This is a genomic window from Modicisalibacter ilicicola DSM 19980, from assembly GCF_900128925.1.
GTDB lineage: Bacteria > Pseudomonadota > Gammaproteobacteria > Pseudomonadales > Halomonadaceae > Modicisalibacter > Modicisalibacter ilicicola.
Map to the genome: position 1 here is coordinate 345,485 of NZ_FQUJ01000002.1, position 17,309 is coordinate 362,793.

At 65.9% G+C, this 17,309-nt stretch carries 14 protein-coding genes; 5 read left to right on the forward strand and 9 right to left on the reverse strand.

The window, feature by feature from the left end:
* Nucleotides 1-21 precede the first annotated feature (21 nt).
* Nucleotides 22-942, forward strand: coding sequence for an alpha/beta fold hydrolase (locus tag BUA41_RS01655; RefSeq protein ID WP_072819059.1), 921 nt, complete (start codon nucleotides 22-24; stop codon nucleotides 940-942).
* A gap of 6 nt (nucleotides 943-948) precedes the next feature.
* On the opposite strand, the gene BUA41_RS01660 is transcribed toward BUA41_RS01655, so the two are convergent.
* From BUA41_RS01660 to gap, 5 genes are all read right to left on the reverse strand, one after another.
* Nucleotides 949-1,785, reverse strand: coding sequence for a fructosamine kinase family protein (locus BUA41_RS01660; RefSeq protein WP_072819061.1), 837 nt, complete (start codon nucleotides 1,783-1,785; stop codon nucleotides 949-951).
* A 30-nt stretch (nucleotides 1,786-1,815) separates the two neighbouring features.
* Nucleotides 1,816-2,955, reverse strand: a complete 1,140-nt coding sequence (locus BUA41_RS01665) for a GNAT family N-acetyltransferase (protein WP_072819063.1) — start codon at nucleotides 2,953-2,955, stop codon at nucleotides 1,816-1,818.
* 45 nt (nucleotides 2,956-3,000) lie between these two features.
* Nucleotides 3,001-3,855: a dienelactone hydrolase family protein gene (locus tag BUA41_RS01670; RefSeq protein WP_072819065.1), complete on the reverse strand. Its 855-nt coding sequence runs from the start codon at nucleotides 3,853-3,855 to the stop codon at nucleotides 3,001-3,003.
* Between the two features lie 89 nt (nucleotides 3,856-3,944).
* On the reverse strand, nucleotides 3,945-5,621 hold the full coding sequence (locus BUA41_RS01675; RefSeq protein ID WP_175546915.1) for a sensor domain-containing diguanylate cyclase: 1,677 nt from the start codon (nucleotides 5,619-5,621) through the stop codon (nucleotides 3,945-3,947).
* Between the two features lie 402 nt (nucleotides 5,622-6,023).
* Nucleotides 6,024-7,025 (reverse strand): type I glyceraldehyde-3-phosphate dehydrogenase, encoded by a 1,002-nt coding sequence (gene gap / locus BUA41_RS01680; RefSeq protein ID WP_072819070.1) that lies wholly within the window; start codon nucleotides 7,023-7,025, stop codon nucleotides 6,024-6,026.
* A 192-nt stretch (nucleotides 7,026-7,217) separates the two neighbouring features.
* On the opposite strand from gap, the gene edd reads away from it, so the two are divergent.
* Genes edd through BUA41_RS01700 form a run of 4 tightly spaced genes read left to right on the forward strand, consistent with a single transcriptional unit; the run spans nucleotide 7,218 to nucleotide 11,861 of the window.
* Nucleotides 7,218-9,077 carry a phosphogluconate dehydratase gene (edd, locus tag BUA41_RS01685; RefSeq protein ID WP_072819073.1) on the forward strand — a complete coding sequence of 620 codons (1,860 nt, stop codon included), beginning with the start codon at nucleotides 7,218-7,220 and terminating at the stop codon, nucleotides 9,075-9,077.
* Nucleotides 9,074-10,042: a glucokinase gene (gene glk / locus BUA41_RS01690; RefSeq protein WP_072819075.1), complete on the forward strand. Its 969-nt coding sequence runs from the start codon at nucleotides 9,074-9,076 to the stop codon at nucleotides 10,040-10,042. The genes edd and glk overlap by 4 nt, the downstream gene beginning before the upstream one ends.
* Entirely contained in the window at nucleotides 10,039-10,986 is a 948-nt protein-coding gene (locus BUA41_RS01695) for a D-hexose-6-phosphate mutarotase (RefSeq protein WP_072819077.1), read from the forward strand. Before glk ends, BUA41_RS01695 begins: the two co-directional genes overlap by 4 nt.
* On the forward strand, nucleotides 10,983-11,861 hold the full coding sequence (locus BUA41_RS01700; RefSeq protein ID WP_072819080.1) for an aldo/keto reductase: 879 nt from the start codon (nucleotides 10,983-10,985) through the stop codon (nucleotides 11,859-11,861). Before BUA41_RS01695 ends, BUA41_RS01700 begins: the two co-directional genes overlap by 4 nt.
* A gap of 9 nt (nucleotides 11,862-11,870) precedes the next feature.
* Here the strand turns inward: BUA41_RS01700 and BUA41_RS01705 are convergent, their stop codons facing one another.
* The 4 genes from BUA41_RS01705 to BUA41_RS01720 are packed head-to-tail and all read right to left on the reverse strand — an operon-like array spanning nucleotide 11,871 to nucleotide 17,199.
* Nucleotides 11,871-12,812, reverse strand: a complete 942-nt coding sequence (locus BUA41_RS01705; RefSeq protein WP_245791826.1) for a prenyltransferase — start codon at nucleotides 12,810-12,812, stop codon at nucleotides 11,871-11,873.
* Between the two features lie 46 nt (nucleotides 12,813-12,858).
* Complete coding sequence (locus BUA41_RS01710) at nucleotides 12,859-13,530, reverse strand: alpha/beta hydrolase (RefSeq protein WP_072819082.1); 672 nt, start codon at nucleotides 13,528-13,530, stop codon at nucleotides 12,859-12,861.
* Between the two features lie 29 nt (nucleotides 13,531-13,559).
* Complete coding sequence (gene mdoH, locus BUA41_RS01715; RefSeq protein ID WP_084671041.1) at nucleotides 13,560-15,563, reverse strand: glucans biosynthesis glucosyltransferase MdoH; 2,004 nt, start codon at nucleotides 15,561-15,563, stop codon at nucleotides 13,560-13,562.
* Nucleotides 15,550-17,199, reverse strand: coding sequence for an OpgD/OpgG family glucan biosynthesis protein (locus BUA41_RS01720; RefSeq protein ID WP_245791827.1), 1,650 nt, complete (start codon nucleotides 17,197-17,199; stop codon nucleotides 15,550-15,552). Before BUA41_RS01720 ends, mdoH begins: the two co-directional genes overlap by 14 nt.
* Nucleotides 17,200-17,309: the final 110 nt, after the last annotated feature.

Here is a 17,309-nt window from a genome sequence, read left to right on the forward strand (position 1 = left end):
AGCCAACACGGACGACAACCCATGGACACGCTCGAACTGGTCACGGTGCGGGAACTGGAAATCGCCGTCCGGATATGGCACCCCCGGGCCGAGAAGACGCTGATCGCCTGGCACGGCCTGGCCCGCCACGGCGGCGATTTCGCCGCCCTGGCACGGGAACTGGGGCCAACATGGCGCGTCATCGCCCCGGATACGCTCGGTCGGGGCCTGTCGAGCTGGTCGCTGTTTCCGGCTCACGATTATCTCTACAGCCGCTATGTGCAGACCGCCCTGGCGCTGCTGGACCATTTCCAGCTCTCCCGAGTCGCCTGGCTGGGCACCTCGATGGGCGGGCTGATCGGGTTGCTGCTGGCCGCCTCGGAGGAGGGCCGCGACCGCATCGAGCGACTGATCGTCAACGACATCGGCCCGGAAATCGAAGCCGAGGGGCTTGCCGAGCTGGCCAGTTATTTCGCCATGCCCCGTCGGTTCGGCACCTTCGGTGCACTGCTCGAGGAACTCAAGAGCCACTACGCCGCCTTCGGCATCGACGAGGAACAGGCCTGGCGACGCCTGGCCCTCGATAGCGCCAGACGCCTGCCCGACGGAGGCTGGACCTTTCACTACGATCCGCGTATCGCCGAGCAGTTCGTCCACGACACCCCCCGGGACCTCTGGGTGGACTGGCGAGCCCTGACCTGCCCCGTCATGGTGGTGCGGGGGGCGCAATCGGCCTTGCTGAGCCCGGCGACCGTCGAGCGGATGCGCGAGACTCATCCCCGGCTCGAGGTGCTGACGGTCCCCGGCTGCGGTCATGCGCCGATGCTCGACCGACCGAGCCAGGTGCGGCCCATCCGTGCCTTCCTGAAACGCAGGTTTCCCGCTGCACCGAAGGCACTGGCCGGGAAGTCGACGCCGGCCTGGTGGCATCGCCTGCTGCACTGGTGGCGAGCCAGGCAGTGACGAGCATCAACGCAGGTCGTCGATCGCCCGTTCCACGGCGCCGCGGTAGCCGCCACCGAACAGCAGCAGGTGATTGAGCAGCGGGTAGAGCTGGAAGAGTGTCCGGCGTCGCGGCCAGTCCTCCGGTGAATCGCCGTCCCAGTAGGCCTCGAAGAACGCCGCGGAGGGTGAACCGAACAGCGTCAGCATGGCCAGGTCCACCTCCGGGTAGTGGCGATAGACCGCCGGATCGATGATCGCCGGTCCCCGGGCGGTATGCAGCACGTTGCCCGACCACAGATCGCCATGCACCAGGCTCGGCCTGACGTTCGGCAGCCAGGTCTCGAGCTCCTCGGCGACCCGGGTCAACGCCTCCAGGGTGGCGGTGTCCAGCAGCCCTTTCTCGGCGCAGGCGCGCCCCAGGGGCAGCAGGCGTCGCTCGCGCTGGAAGACGCGGCCATCGTCGCAAGGGGTGTTGTCCTGGGGCGTCGGCCCGCAGGCATTGTCGACTTCCCAGCCGTGAGTCTCGCCCCTCGCCTCGTGGAGCTGGCGCAGCCCTTCGCCCAGCTTCCGATCGGCCTGGCGTCCGCCCGATACGGGTTCCAGTGCCTGCATGACAAGCAGGTCGTCGTCGATGCCCAGCACCTCGGGCACGATCAGCGACGACGCGGCAGCCTGCAACGCCCGCAGCCCCTCGGCTTCGCCGGCCAGCCGGCTCGCGTCGTCCCGCTTGACGACCACGCGGCCCCGATCCGTGTCCAGGGCCCAGACCGCGGCAATATCGCCTCCGGAAAGGGGCATCGGGTCGCCGCGAGGCGAAATGCCCAGCGCCTGAAGACGCCGGGACCAGTTCCTGGGTGCCATCTTCTCCTCCTTTCATGGTTTCCCAGCGGGTTATGGAGCCTGGCGAAAGGGCAAGCGCTCCCGCGCATGACGGTGATACGCCTCGACATGACGGCGCTCTTCTTCGCAGAATCGCCCCACGGCACGCCGGAAGTCCGGATCGGCGATGAAGTGCAAGGAGCGCAGACGACGTGGCGTGAATCCTCGGGTCAGCTTGTGCTCGCCCTGGGTGCCGGGGTCGAACAGGGTCAGCCCGTTGGCCAGGCAGTGCTCGATTCCCTGGTAGTAGCAGGTCTCGAAGTGCAGGCAGTCGGCCTCCACCTCGCTTCCCCAGTAGCGCCCGTAGAGTGTCGTATCGCCCTGCAGGCAGAGCGCCGCCGCAACCGACCGATCACCTGCCCGGGCCTGGATCAATACCAGGGTGCCGGGCATCGTGCGGTGCAGACGCTGGAAGAACTCGAACGGCAGGTAAGGACGCTGGCCGCGCTCCAGATAGGTCATCTGGTAACAGCGATAGAAATGCGCCAGGGCCGGCGCGTCGATCTCGGCACCGGTCAGGCGATGCAAGGAGATGCCCTGCTCGCTCACACGACGGCGCTCACGGCGAATCTCCTTGCGACGCCTGGAGTTCAGCGCCGCGAGGAAGCCCTCGAAGTCGCCGTACCCGTCATCCCGCCACTGGAACTGCACGGCATGGCGCTCGAGCAACCGCGGCGCCGCGCTTTCCCAGGCGCTGACCTCTTCCTCCTCGGCAAACAGCAGGTGCCAGCTCGACAGGCGCTCGTCACAGCAGTGTTCGGCCAGCGCGGCGAAGACCCCGGCCCGATCCTCGAGCTCGGGGCTCAGCGCGGTCCGGGTGCCCGGGACCGGAGTGTAGGGAATGGCGGTCAGTGCCTTGGGGTAGTAGTCGCCGCCGGCCCGTTCCCAGGCATCTGCCCAGGCCCAGTCGAACACGTACTCGCCGTAGGAGTGGGTCTTGTAGTAGCGGGGCATCGCCGCGACCAGGCTCTCTCCCTGCCACACCAGCAGATGGGCTGGTGTCCAGCCGCTGGCCGAGGTCACCGCGCCGGAGGCCTCGAGGGCGTGCAGGAACTCATGGCGCAGGAAAGGCTGGTCGGTGCCGATCAGGGCGTTCCAGCGGATTCCGGACACGGCCTCGATGGAGGCGATGGTCTGCACCTCGAAACGCATCTCGTCTCCCTGGCTGGACGTGCAGCCGTCAGGCCTCAGGAACGCTCAGTTGTCGTTCAGGGCCTTGTCCAGCGTCAACAGCGCCGCCTGCCAGGAAGCCGCATCGGCGGCAGCATTGTAGGCCAGGGGCAAGTCGTATTGCTCGGCCACCTGGTCGGCATGGGGGTTCGTGAAACTGTGCGTGGCCTCCGGGTAGTTGATCACCTCGACCTCGGCCCCCCGCGCCTTCAGGGCCTCGGCCATGGCCATCAGGGCGTCCCGCTTGACCAACGGGTCCTGGGCACCGTTGTGGATCTGCACCCTGCCCGAGAAGTCCTGAGGATTGGAGACCGCCTGGGCGGGGCTGCCGTGGAAGCTGATGGCCGCCTCGATGGGCATGCCCGAGAGCGCCATGTTCATGACCACCCCACCCCCGAAGCAGTAACCGATGGCCGCCATTCCCTTGTCGGCAGCCACCCAGGGGTTCTTTCTCAACTCCGTCATGGCCGCCTCCAGCCGAGCCCGGGCCGCCGGCCAGTCCTGCATCACCTGCCGCGAGAACGTCCCTGCCTCGTCCGGGTGCGAGGCCACCTCGCCACCGCCATACATGTCCACCGCCAAGGCCACGAAACCCAAGGCGGCCAACTGATCGGCCCGGGCGCGGGCGTAATCGTTGAGCCCCCACCATTCGTGAACCACGAGCACCGCGGGTCGGGGCTCGTCATCGCTGGTGTTGCGCGCCAGGTAGCCCTCGTAGGTCTCGCCGCCGGTGGCGTAGGTGAACACCTGGCCTTCGACCTGCGGCCCCATCTCGATGCCGGCCTGAATGTCCATGTCGACCGGGGATGTCTGGGTCTGGGCCATGATCGAACTCGCCATCAACGCCGGGAGCAGGCAGATGAATCCCAAGAACGTCCGCATGTCGGATTCTCCTTATTTATCATTGTTCTCAAGATAGCACGGCTATTGCCCATGCTCACTGGGATTTGGTCGTCGGCCCCCGGGGCTTCTCACGTGTCCTTGCACAGCGCCTGATTGACACGATTGCGGCCCTGGTGCTTGGCGGCGTACAGGCCCATGTCCGCCCGGTGCATCAACGCCTCGAGGCTCTCCTGCTCCTGGCGCTCGGCAATCCCGAAGCTGACCGTGAAGTTGAGCCACTGCCCGTAGAACTCGACCCGCACGTTCTCGAACTTCTGGCGCAGGCGCTCCGCCAGCTTGGCGGCTTCGTTGAGCGATTGCCCGCCCAGCACCAGCGCGAACTCCTCGCCCCCGATGCGTCCGAATATATCGTGGGCACGCAGGGTGCTGCGGCAGATATCCCCCAGGCTCGCCAGCACCAGATCACCGGCGGCATGCCCCCAGGTATCGTTGATCTTCTTGAAGTTGTCGATATCGAAGATCACCAGCGACAGCCGGGAAGGCATGGCATCGGAGGCATCGATCTCCGTCTTGACGCACTCCAGAAACGCCCCGCGGTTGAGCGCACCGGTCAGACTGTCGGTGGTCGACATCTCGTGCAGCTTCATCTCGCGCAATTTTCGGGTGGTTACATCGCGCATCACGCCGAGTATCCACTCGTAGCGGTTGGTCAGCGGACTGATGTAGGGCGAGCAACTGATTTCCAGCCAGATGTAATGCCCGTGGCAATGGCGGGCGCGTAGCTCCAGCTGGAGGTTCTTGCCCTGGCGGGAGGCCTCGTGCAGGCGTCGCTGCACCCGCGGCGCGTCGTCGGGTGGCAGCAGCTCGATCAGGGAGCGGCCATACAGGTCGTCCGGTACGTAGCCAAGCACTTCCTGCACCGAGGGAGAGGCAAAGCGGCAGGCCCCCTCGTCATCGAACAGCATGATCAGGTCGCTGACATGCTCGATGATGAAGCGATAGCGGCGTTCGCTTTCGGTGAGGGCCAGCTGGGCCTGCTTGCGCAGCGTGATGTCCTCGCAGAAGCCATGCCAGAGGATGCTCCCGTCCTCCTCGCGCTGGGGCGTGGCATGGCCGGACACCCAGAGCTGATGCCCGCGTGGATGGCGGTAGCGGAACTCGCAGCGCCACACGTTCAGGCGCGTGGCGCTGCGATGGATGTTGCGCCAGAGGGTGTCGGCGTCATCGGGGTGGACACGCCCGATGGCCTCTTGGGGGTCCTCGACGATCCTCGTCGGCGACATGCCGAACAGGCGCTGCACGCCGGCGCTCACCAACGGAAAGGACAGTTGGCCGTCCGGGGTCAGGCGACACTGATAGAGCGTTCCAGGAAGCTGGTCGCTGAGATCCTCGAAGCGCTCGAGCAGGGACTGACGCTTGGTGACATCGGTCAAGGAGCCTACCAGCTCGACGATCTCGCCATGCTGGTTGCGGTGGATGACGATGTCGTCCTGGAAGTGACGCAGGGCGCCATCCCCCTTCTGCAGGGTATAGTCGAGCGAGAGGCGGTCGCTGTTATCGTCGATGGCTCGCGCCAGCCGTGTCAGGGCCGATTGCCGCGATCCCGGGGTCAGGAGTTCCAGCCAGCTCTCGGGCCTGGCGTAGAGTGCCTCGCGATCGAGACCGGTCAGGGTCTCGATTTCGAGACAGATGTAGTGCAGCCGCCCTCGCCACCAGGCAGCATCCGTGGCATAGATCACCGCAGGAGAGGCCTGGAGCAGTTCATCCAGTTGGTGTGTCGACTGCTGCAACATCGAGGACGGCATGGTCATTCGGTTCCTGGTCGTTGATTTGCCGACGACTTCACGTGGCGGATACATTCCCTGAACGAGAAATCGGGATGACAAGCGTGCATGGTCGGCCCGAGCCGATGGTACCGATCCGCCGCGGGGCTCGTGTATTACCTGGGTAAACCAGGCCGTGGGATGTCATGCCACTTCAACGGTTGCGATGTCTATCAGGGTACGAAACATTAATTATAATTAGCCATTCTTGGCCCCTCAGACCCGATTCGGATTGGGATGGTCACCATAAAGAGCGATCCGAGTCCTCAGCTTAGCCTTTCACCTCCCACGAGGGAATGCGCTGTAAAGGAATTAATAAATCACCACGCGCAGAAAAAGGGTACCCGAAGGTACCCCGAAAGCTCTACCCGCGAAAATTCTCGCCTATCTGGCCACTTGCATGGCCAGTGCCGTGTCCAGCATGCGATTGGAAAAGCCCCACTCGTTGTCGTACCAGGCCATGACCTTGACCAGACGACCATTGACGCGCGTGTGGTTGGCGTCGAAGACCGAAGAGTGGGCATCGTGATTGAAGTCGATGGAGACCAAGGGCTGGGCATTGACCGTGAGCACCGACGATTCCGCCGCCGCCTTGTCGATGATCGCGTTGATCTCTTCCCGGGTGGTATCTCGGCTGGCGGTGAACACCAGGTCCACCAGCGACACATTGATCACCGGCACGCGCACCGCCAGCCCGTCGAACTTGCCCTCAAGCGCCGGCAGAACGCGACCGACCGCCGCCGCCGCACCGGTCTTGGTGGGGATCATCGACTGGGTAGCGCTGCGCGAGCGGTAGGGATCCTTGTGATAGCTGTCGGACAGGGTCTGGTCGTTGGTGTAGGCGTGGACCGTGGTCATCAGGCCATTCTCGATGCCGACCACGTCGTGAAGCGCCTTGGCCACGGGAGCCAGGCAATTGGTCGTGCAGGAAGCGTTGGAGACCACCCGATGCTCGGCGCTGAGCACGTGCTCATTGACACCGTAGACGATCATGGCATCCGCGTCGGGGCTGGGCGCCGAGATCAGCACTCGCTTCGCTCCGGCGGCCAGATGCCTGGCTGCATCGTCGCGCTTCTTGAACAACCCGGTGCACTCCATGACCAGATCGACCTCGAGCTCGTCCCAGGGGAGGCGGCCAGGATCGCGTTCAGCGTAGGCATTGATGCGATCGCCGGCCACGGTGAGCGCTTCCTCGTCGTGCTCGACCGAGTGGCCGAAACGACCGTGTACGCTATCGTACTTGAGGAGGCGTGCGTTCATCTCCGGTGCCCCCAGATCGTTGATGGCAACGACCTGGATGCGATCGCGATAGTCATTTTCGTAGAGCGCGCGCAGCACGGTACGTCCGATACGTCCGAAACCATTGATCGCCACACGTAGTGTCATGATGGCCTCCTGCAAGGTGACTTGAATCGATAGCTGATGACACCGTACGCCGCCGCCACCCGCGGCCATGGGCAGTCACGGTGAAACACTCCTACGCTTTAGTCCATAATTTGACCTATTGATTCGGGACGTTCAAGGCATTTTTTGGTAAATTTACGTACATCGCACTCATGGCCATTGAAGAGGGTTCCTATGACCGTCCATCGCACCGTCGCCAACGTGACTCGCCGCATCCGCGAACGCTCCAGTGAACGCCGCGCGCTCTACGAGCGTCACATGCAGGATCAGCATCGCCAGGGGGTTCACCGGGGGGAGTTGTCCTGCGGCAACCTGGCCCACGGCTTCGCGGCCTGTGGTACCGAGGACAAGAACCGGCTGAAGCTGATGAACAGCGCCAACCTGGGCATAGTTTCGTCATATAACGACATGCTTTCTGCCCACCAGCCCTTGGCCCCCTTCCCCGAGATGATCAAGGAAGCCGCACGGGCGATGGGGTCCACCGCTCAGTTCGCCGGCGGCGTGCCTGCCATGTGCGACGGCGTCACCCAAGGCCAGCCGGGCATGGAGTTGTCGCTCTTCTCCCGGGACAACATTGCCATGGCCACCGGCGTGGCACTGTCGCACAACATGTTCGATGCTGCGCTGTACCTCGGTATCTGTGACAAGATCGTACCCGGTCTGTTCATAGGTGCCGCGCGCTTCGGCCACCTTCCGGCGATCTTCGTACCCGGCGGGCCGATGACCAGCGGGCTGCCCAACAGCGAGAAGGCGCGGGTCCGCCAGCTCTACACCGAAGGCAAGGTCGGTCGCGAGGAACTGCTCGAGGCGGAATCCCAGTCCTACCACAGCCCCGGCACCTGCACCTTCTACGGCACCGCCAATTCCAATCAGCTGATGATGGAGATCATGGGGCTGCATCTGCCCGGCGCCTCCTTCGTCAATCCCGGGACCCCACTGCGCGAGGCGCTGACGCGTCATGCCGCCGAGCAGGCGATCCGCAACAGCGAACCCGGCGGCAACTATCGCCCCTTCTGGCAACAGATCGACGAAAAGGCGATCGTCAACGCCGTGGTCGGCCTGCTCGCCTCCGGCGGCTCGACCAATCACACCCTGCACCTGGTCGCCATGGCCGGCGCGGCCGGCCTCACCCTGACCTGGGACGACTTCACCGAACTGTCCGCCGTGACCCCCAGCCTGACCCGCATCTACCCCAACGGTCAGGCCGACGTGAACCACTTCCAGGCCGCCGGCGGCATGAGCTTCCTGATCCGGGAACTGCTCGAGGCCGGTCTGATTCACGCCGATATCCCCTGCGTGTTCGGCGGCGACCTATCCGACTATACCAAGGAGCCGTTCCTGGAAGACGGCCAGCTGGTGTGGCGCGAGGGCCCGACCCAGAGCATGGATCTCGACGTGCTGCGGCCGGTGGCCGAACCGTTCTCGCCGACAGGAGGCCTGACCGTGCTCGACGGCAACCTGGGTCGCGGTGTGATCAAGGTATCCGCGGTCAAGCCTGAGCACCGCGTGGTCGAGGCGCCGGTTCGCCTGTTCAGCGACCAGAACGAACTCAAGGCCGCTTTCGATGGCGGCGAGCTCGAGCGCGACGTGGTGGTGGTGGTGCGCTTCCAGGGGCCCCGAGCCAACGGCATGCCCGAACTGCACAAGCTCACCCCCTACCTGGGCGTGCTCCAGGATCGCGGCTACAAGGTGGCGCTGGTGACAGACGGCCGCATGTCCGGCGCCTCGGGCAAGGTGCCCGCCGCCATTCACCTCACTCCCGAGGCCGTCGATGGCGGCCCGCTGGCCAAGCTTCGGGAAGGCGATGTGGTGCGCCTGGATGCCGACAAGGGGGAACTGCGGGCAGTGGTGGACGACGACGAATGGCAGGCCCGGGACGCGGCGGCCATCGACCTCGACACCTACCGCTACGGCATGGGTCGCGAGCTGTTTGCCGGCTTTCGCCATCTGGTCAGCGGCGCCGAGGAAGGAGCGGCGACCTTCGGCGGCTTCGAGGCCCAGGAGCTGCCGCCCCAGGGGGACGATCGCGCATGAGCGAGGCGGCACTGATCGGCGATATCGGCGGCACCAATGCCCGTTTCGCGCTGGTGACGCCCGGCTCCTTCGATCTGCACGACATCCAGACCCTGCCCTGCGCCGACTACCCTGCGCTGGAGGACGCCATCCGCGACTACCTGGCCCGGGTAGGTGCCATCGGCGACCGGGCCCCGCGCGAGGCTTGCCTGGCCTTCGCCTGCCCGGTTCATGACGACGAGGTGCGCATGACCAACAACGCCTGGCGCTTTTCCAAGCACCAGGTACGGGAGTCGCTGGGTCTGCAACTGTTCAAGGTGATCAACGACTTCACCGCCCAGGCGCTGGGCGTGCCCCATGTGCACGCCGACGAGCTGATCACCCTGAACACGGGCACGACCGAGCCGTACCGGGCCCGCCTGGTCATCGGTCCCGGTACCGGGCTGGGAGTCGCCGGGCTGTTCCCCGGCCAGCACGCCTGGATACCGCTGTCCACCGAGGGCGGCCATGTGACCTTCGCCCCCACCGACGAACGCGAACGCGCGCTTGTGCGCTATTTCCATGACCGCTACGGGCGTGTCTCGGTAGAACGGCTGCTCTGTGGCCAGGGGCTGCTCGACCTGTATCGCGCCCATGCCTCCCTCGCCGGGGCGCCCCCGCATTACAACACGCCCGCGGAAGTCACCGGTGCCGCCCGGGCCGGGGACGCCCTGGCCGAGGAAACGCTGCTGCGCTTTCTGAAGATTCTCGGTGATGTCTGCGGCGACGCGGCCTTGATGATGGGCGCCCGAGGAGGCATCTACCTGTGTGGCGGCATCCTGCCCCGGCTGATCGACTGGTTGCAGCGCAGCCGTTTTATCGAGGCATTCACCGACAAGGGACGCATGAGCGCTTACAATGACTGCATTCCCGTCTGGGTGGTCAACGCCCCCTGGACCGGCTTGCTGGGTGCCGCAGAAGCTCTGCACAACGAGGAGGTCGCATGATACCGACAACCCTGCGCCAGCTGCTCGACGCCACCCGGGGCCAACGCCTGGCCGAATGGCAGGGCCGAGAGGTCTGGCTGGCCCGGGAGCCCTGGGGTGAACTCGCCGTATCGCTGCAGGGTGCCCAGGTGCTGCACTTTCTACCCGCCCCCGACGCCGGGCGAAAGGCGACTGATTCCATCGCCGAAGCCGAGCAGGAAACGGCTGATCCCGCCGCCGAGGCGGCGACGCTGGTACCGGGGGGCTGGCTCTGGGTCACGCCGACGCCTCAGCCCCTGCCCGGCGCGATTCGCGGCGGCATCCCGCTCTGCTGGCCCTGGTTTGCCGACGAATCGCCGGATGGCCAGGGCCCCATGCACGGTCCGGCTCGCAAGGCCGCTTGGCGACTCGACGCGGCGGACGAGCACGAGGAGGGCGTGGAACTTCACCTCTCGCCGCAGGATCGCCTGCATGAACAGCTCGTGCCGCGCGCCGTGATACAGGCCAACGCGCGACGTCTGCACGTCGAACTGATCACCGAACATCGCGGCACGACACCGGTCAAGTACACCGGGGCCCTGCACAGCTATTTCGGCGTGCGGCACACGCATCGCTGCAAGGTCGAGGGCCTGGCCGGTGCACGCTATCTCGACAAGCTCAAGAACTTTGCGGAAGACGTGCAACAGGGCGAGCCGGGCATTCGCGGCGCCATCGACCGTATCTACCAGTCCAATCGAGAGGTGGTGCTCGACGACGGCGAGCGCCGGCTGCGTATCGCCAAGCAGGGCAGTGATTCGACGGTGGTGTGGCACCCGGACAGCGAACTGCCGCAAGACACCCCGCCGGAAGCCGGGCATCGCTTCGTGTGTGTCGAAGCGGCCTGCACGCGACTCGATCCGGTCTGGCTGGTCCCCGGGGCCCAACACCTGCTGGCTACCACCATCAGCTGCGAGGAAAACCGATGAGCGACAGTTCGCTGACCTTCGATGTACCCTTCGTTCTGGGGATGATGCGCCTGAGCGAATCCTACGAGCTGAGCGACCCCGACCGTCTGGCCAATTGGATCGAGGCGCGTCTCGACGAGGGCCTGCACTGGTTCGACCACGCCGATATCTATGGCAATCGCAGCTGCGAGACGCTGTTCGGCCTGGCCCTCAGGCGACGCCCGGCCCTCCGCTCTCGGGTAAGGGTCGTGACCAAGGCCGATATCGTGCTGCCGACGCTGGACACGTCATGCTTCGGGGTGAAGCATTACGACACCTCCGCCGGGTATCTCGAATCCGCCATCGAGGCCGCCTTGAAGCGCCTGGGTGTCGAGCGGCTGGACCATTTCCTGCTGCATCGTCCCGACCCATTGATGGATGTGGAGTCCACCGCCCGTGCCCTGGACGCGGCCATCGACGCCGGCAAGATCGGCGCGGTGGGTGTTTCCAACTTCCTGCCCGAACAGTGGCGACGTCTGCAGCGTGCGATGGAGCATCGCCTCGACGCCCATCAGCTGCAGCTGTCCCTGGCGCGGCCCGCTCCCCTGCTCGACGGACTCTACGATGCCCTGCTCAACGATGGCCAGCAGCCCCTGGCCTGGTCGCCCCTGGGGGGCGGCCTGGTGTTCGAGGATATCCTGGGCTCGGCACTGGAAAAACTGGCCAAAGACCTCGACGTCAGCCGCGCCGGCTTGGCCTTGGCCTGGTTGCGCCGCATTCCCGGTCAGCCGCTGCCGGTCGTCGGCACTCTCAAGGACCAGCGTCTGCAAACCCTGGCCAAGGAGGGGCACCTGAGCATCGACCGTGCCACCTGGTTCGCCCTGCTCGAGGAGGCCCGCAGCCAGCGGGTGGCGTGATGCCGGGCATCAGGCTCCCCACCAGAGACTCAGATCGAGAAGGAGCAGGCTCGCCAGCACCACCGCCACCTGGGCCGTCATCACCGGCAACAGGCGGGTGCGGTCGCTCCCGAAATCGCCGCATCGCAGCCGCAACAGGCCGATCGCCAACCCCGCGACGGGCACCAGCAGCAGCAGGACCGGCCACGTGGTGGCCGGCAGCCACCCCAGCGCCAGGACGCTCCCCAGCGCAAGGTAGGCCGACAGGTTCAGCACCGCAGCCAGTCGTGCCGCCTTGACAGGCCCCAGCACGATGGCCAGGTGACGACGCCCGGCCCGTCGGTCCGCTTCGATGTCCGGCAATTGATTGACCAGCAGCAAGGCACTGACCAGCAGCAACGGCATCGGGGTGACGGCCAGGGCCAGGTGATTCAACTCGCCCCCTACCGCCCAATGGCTGCCGAGCACCATGACCGGGCCGAAGCCGAGGCCCGGCGCCAGCAGGCAGATCAATGGGTGGCGTACGATCCAGCCCGTGTAAAAGACCACCAGTACCAGCCCCGCACCGCCGAACCACAGCATCTCAGGCCCCTGCCGATGCAGGAAGTAGGCGCCGATCGCCACGGTAGCCCCGATGCAGGCCCTGCCGGCCAGCCTGACCCAGGGCGCTGCCCCGGGGCAGGCCGGCAGCGCGCCGCTGCCTCCGGAAAAGGGCGTGGGTCGCGTCGCCCCATCGAGGCCGCTGCCATAGTCGTGGTGTTCGTTGAGCAGATTGACCGCGGCGTGGGCGAGAAGGCTGCCGATCACCACCAGTGCCACGTCCCGGGGCGCCACCTCGATGCCCGCCACCAGCGCGGCGATGACGCCCAGCATCGCACATAGCGGTGCCAACACCAGGAAGGGGGGGCGCGCCGCCTGCAGACAGGCCTGGAGGCGAGAAAGTGACGAGGCTTCCACGGAGCCCGTGGTCACGAACCGCCCCGGACGGCAGGAGAGCGGCGAGGCGACATGTCGAGCATCAGGCCTGGCTCAGGCGCCGGGCCAGCCAATGCGCGATGTCGTTGATCTGCTCGGGGCACAGGGCATGGGCCATGTCGTAGGTGCGGTAACTGGTCGGCAGTCCCAGGGCCTTGGCCCGCTCGGCCCCCTGGCGCCCTAGGGCTTCCGGCACCACGGGGTCGAAGGTGCCGTGGTGCACCTCGATCACCAGCTGGCGGTTGGCCTCGGCCACCTCGAGGGTGTCACCGGTGCCGAAATAGGTCGACATGGCCAGCAGGCCGGCCAGCGGTTCAGGGTAGGTCAGTGCCGCCTCGTAGGCGACCGCCCCGCCCTGGGAAAACCCCGCGACGACGATGCGCCGGCTGTCGATTCCCGCCTCTCGCTGTGCGTCGATCAGCGCCTGAACCTCCCTGGCCGAGGCCTTGAGCTCATCCTCGTCGATGCGCCGGCCGAGGTTCATGTCGAGAATGTCGTACCAGGCCGGCATTCGCATGCCGCCGTTGATCGTGACCGGCCGCTGGCGGGCATGGGGCAGCACGAAACGCACCGCAAGATCGGCCGGCAGGTGCAGCGCCGGTACCAGCGGCGCGAAGTCGTGACCGTCGGCCCCCAGACCGTGCAGGATGATGACGGCGGCCTCGGCCTGGCGTCCGTTGGAGGGTTCGATGATCAATGGGGCTCTGTCGGGCATGACGACCAGTCCTTGCAGGAACGATGGATTTACTCCGGCGCCTTGGCGCCGCCCAGCCCGAAAGGGGCACTCAGCGACTGGATCGGCATCTTCTGGCGATGCTCTTCCCGGGGGAGCAATCGTTCGGCATCCAGCGCCGAATCGGCCAGCCCGCCCGCTTCCTCGAGACCCGCCAGGCGTCTGAGCACCCGGGGCTCCTGCACCTCGGCAGGAATGCACATCAGGCCATGGCGCCTGAGCCACTCCCCCGCCCGGATGCTGCTGGTGAAGCGTACCAGCAGCACGGAGGCCACCATGCCCAGCAACACCGGCGACAACCACCAGAAGAACAGCGGGGCATAATAATAGCTGAGCGCCCCCCAGGCCACCCCCAGCAGGGTCATCGACCAGGTACGCCGCCACGCCTCCCCCCAGGGGATCAGACGCCCGCCCCGGGACTGGGAACTCCAGGAGACGGTGCGGCCCGCCAGGATACTGACCACGAACCAGGCATGAAAGGCCATCATCAGCGGGGCGAGCAGAATCGAGTAGACGATCTCCAGCAGGGCACTGACGGTCAGCTTGAGGCCGCCACCGAACTCCTTGCGCCGGTGCATCAGCGCCACCGTCAGCCCCAGCAGCTTGGGCACGACCAGCATGATCACCGTGATGACCAGCAGGGAAGCGATCATCGCCACCCGGGACTCCGGCCATTCGGGGAACAGCTGATAGTTCTGGGTGAAGAACTGGACCTTGGACACGGCGAGCAGCACCGCATCGACGGAGCTCAGCAGCAGCATGACGATCCACAGCAGCGAGGCCATGAAGGCCAGGGCCCCGAACAGGAAGTGCAGCCGGTTGACCCAGTGCAGTCCCCGGGAAAACAGCAGGCGCAGATGCTGCATGTTGCCCTGGCACCAGCGTCGATCGCGCTTGGCATAGTCGATGATATTGCCGGGAAGCTCCTCGAAGCTCTCCTCCACCCCGGCGTGCAGACGCACCTCCCAGCCGGCGCGCCGCAACAGCGCCGCCTCGACGAAGTCGTGACTGAGTATCTCGCCTCCCATCGGCGCCTTGCCCGGCAGCGGCGGCAGGCCGCAGCTCTCGACGAAGGCGGAGATGCGCAGGATGGCGTTGTGGCCCCAGTAGTTGGCCGTGTCGCCCTGCCAGACGCTCTGCCCGGCGGCCAGCATCGGGCTGTGCAGGGTCGAGGCGAACTGCAGGAAGCGACTGAAGAGCGTATTCGAGCGCACCGGCAGCGGCACGGTCTGCAAAAGCCCCAGGCGGGGGTTGGCCTGCATGGCGGCAGCCATGCCGACCAGGGTACGGCCGCCCATGACGCTGTCGGCGTCGATGACGATCATGCTTTCGTAGAGATGTCCCCAGCGGCAGCAGAAATCCGACAGGTTGCCGACCTTGCGGCCGACGTTGTTCTCGCGGCGACGGTAATAGAGCGTCAGGTCCGGCGCCAGGCGGCGACGCAGCATCGTTGCCGCACGGAGCTCGTCGGCGGCGATGGCCTCGTCGGTGGTATCGCTGAGCAGATAGACGTCGAAGGCGGCTGCCTTGCCGGTCTCGATCAGCGAACGACAGGTGGCTTCGAGCCCGGCAATGACCCGCTCGGCATCCTCGTTGTAGACCGGCATGACCAGTGCGGTACGCCGCTCGAGGTCCAGGGATTGGTCGAGGGGCCGGGCAGGTCCCAGGCTGACCGGGTCGCGCCTGAAGGCCACCACGAGAAAGCCGGCAATGCCCATCCAGAAGGAGACCGACAGCCAGATGAACATGACGACGAACAGCGACCAGATGGTCAGCTCGAGCAGGGTCAGGCCATTCGCGCGCAGGATGTCGAGCATCATGTACGCGCCCTGCAGGGCGGTCAGCCCGGCCAGGGTAAAGAACACCAGACGACGCAGGGCCAGGAACGGAATGCGCTGCCGCGACGCCTCGTCCGCCCCGGGCTGGCGCGGGAAAGCGTTCTCCTCCGGCACGCCGGCCAGACCGGCCTTCTGGTCGTCGACACGGCTGCGCTTGTGAGCATCATTCCAGGACATTGGGGTTCCAGATGTAGCTCCAGGTCTCGGTCAGGAGCCTGCCACGCAACATCAGCTGCAACTGCATGTCGGCAGACTCCTCTCCCTTGGGCGCCAGCTTGAAGGTGGCCCGCCAGGTCTCGCCGTCGGGCAGCTGCTTCACCCGAAGCTCGCTGATCTCGCCTCGGGCCACGGTGAGCTTGGCCTCCACCGGCTGGGAACCCGCCAGGCTGGAGAGGGCCTCCCCACCACGGAAGTCGACGATGAAACGTCGCAGGCTGTGCTCCGGGGGGTCCGGCTCCCCGGGCACCGCTCCCCAGCCCTGCCGGGTCCGCACGACGCGGCCGAGTCGGTGTTCGGGCACGCCATCGCCATGGCTGGTCACTCGGTACTGATAGCGACGAGCGTCACCGGCACGGAACGCGCTGTCCGGCACCCAGTAGGCGACGATGTTGTCATGGACCTCGGATTCGACGGGTATCTCCACCAGCTCGAGCCCGCCTTCGTTCCAGTCGCCCTCACGAGGCTCGATCCACAGACTGGGCCGGTGCTGGTAGTCGGCCTCCATGTCCAGGTAGCTGTCGAAATCGCGATCGCGCTGCATCAGCCCGAACCCCCGCGGCGAGGTATCCCGCAACTGGGTCACGTTGAGGGTCTCGGGGTTGGAAAGCGGGCGCCAGATCCATTGGCCGCCGGAGGTGTGCATCAGCATGCCGTCCGAGTCGTGCACCTCGGGGCGAAAATCGTCGTGGCGGTCGACACTGTTCTCGCCGTGAAGGAACATGCTGGTCAACGGCGCGACACCGAGCTTGGCCACCTCGCTGCGGGCGAAAAGATGCGCATCCACGTCGATCACGGTGTTGTTGGCGGCCTCGACGTCGAAGCGGTAGGCCCCGGTCACCGAGGGACTGTCGAGCAACGCGAAGAGCGTGATCGTCGAGGCCTCGGGATCCGGCTGTACCAGCCAGAAGGCACGAAAGGCGGGGAACTCCTCGCCACCCTGGGTCGCGGTATTCACCGCCAGCCCCCGGGCGGAAATACCGTAACCCTGGCCACGTCCGGCAATACGGAAATAGGAAGCGCCCAGAAACACCAGGAACTCATCCTTGTAATGGGGCGTATTCAACGGGTAGTGCAAGCGGAAGCCGGCAAACCCGAGCTTCTGCCGATCGAGCCTGGCAACCTCCTCACGCAGCGGGGCGGCATCCTTCTCGTAATTGAACATCGACATGTCGAAGTCCAGCGTCTCGACCCGGCCCTCCTTGAGCACGTGCGTCTCGACAGGCGCGTCGTAGAGAAAGCCGGGATGGAAGAACTGCACCTCGAACAGACGCTCGTCGCGCCACAGCGCGGACTCCTGGCGGAAGCGAATGTCGCGATAGTCGTTGTAGCTCATGTTGGCCAGTGAATCCGGCAGGGGGGATGATGGCGCCTGGTACTCGCCCCCCGCCATCTGTCGAGCACGCTCGATCACCTGCTCGAAAAGCGCCTCCGGCGTCATCGGCGGGGCCTTCTCGAGCCGGATATCGGCGGCTTCCGCCACACTGGAGCCGGTCGTCTCCTCGGCGGTCACGTCGGACCGGGAGCTCTCCTGCTGCCCAGACGACTCCTGCGCCTGAGCCATCGACAGACCGCAGGCCAAGACGGCGGTCGCCAAGCAATGCCACACCTTCATGCCATTTCCTCGATGTCCCTATTCCCAGTGCGACCCTGTTCCCTGCCCGCGATAATGATTACGTTATGGTGGTACGCCATGCGTGGCGAGCG

Coding starts and splice junctions, on each gene's coding strand:
- BUA41_RS01655 (WP_072819059.1), top strand. CDS start 22: ATGGACACGCTCGAACTGGTCACGGTGCGGGAACTGGAAATCGCCGTC.
- BUA41_RS01660 (WP_072819061.1), bottom strand. CDS start 1,785: ATGGCACCCAGGAACTGGTCCCGGCGTCTTCAGGCGCTGGGCATTTCG.
- BUA41_RS01665 (WP_072819063.1), bottom strand. CDS start 2,955: ATGCGTTTCGAGGTGCAGACCATCGCCTCCATCGAGGCCGTGTCCGGA.
- BUA41_RS01670 (WP_072819065.1), bottom strand. CDS start 3,855: ATGCGGACGTTCTTGGGATTCATCTGCCTGCTCCCGGCGTTGATGGCG.
- BUA41_RS01675 (WP_175546915.1), bottom strand. CDS start 5,621: ATGCCGTCCTCGATGTTGCAGCAGTCGACACACCAACTGGATGAACTG.
- gap (WP_072819070.1), bottom strand. CDS start 7,025: ATGACACTACGTGTGGCGATCAATGGTTTCGGACGTATCGGACGTACC.
- edd (WP_072819073.1), top strand. CDS start 7,218: ATGACCGTCCATCGCACCGTCGCCAACGTGACTCGCCGCATCCGCGAA.
- glk (WP_072819075.1), top strand. CDS start 9,074: ATGAGCGAGGCGGCACTGATCGGCGATATCGGCGGCACCAATGCCCGT.
- BUA41_RS01695 (WP_072819077.1), top strand. CDS start 10,039: ATGATACCGACAACCCTGCGCCAGCTGCTCGACGCCACCCGGGGCCAA.
- BUA41_RS01700 (WP_072819080.1), top strand. CDS start 10,983: ATGAGCGACAGTTCGCTGACCTTCGATGTACCCTTCGTTCTGGGGATG.
- BUA41_RS01710 (WP_072819082.1), bottom strand. CDS start 13,530: ATGCCCGACAGAGCCCCATTGATCATCGAACCCTCCAACGGACGCCAG.
- mdoH (WP_084671041.1), bottom strand. CDS start 15,563: ATGTCCTGGAATGATGCTCACAAGCGCAGCCGTGTCGACGACCAGAAG.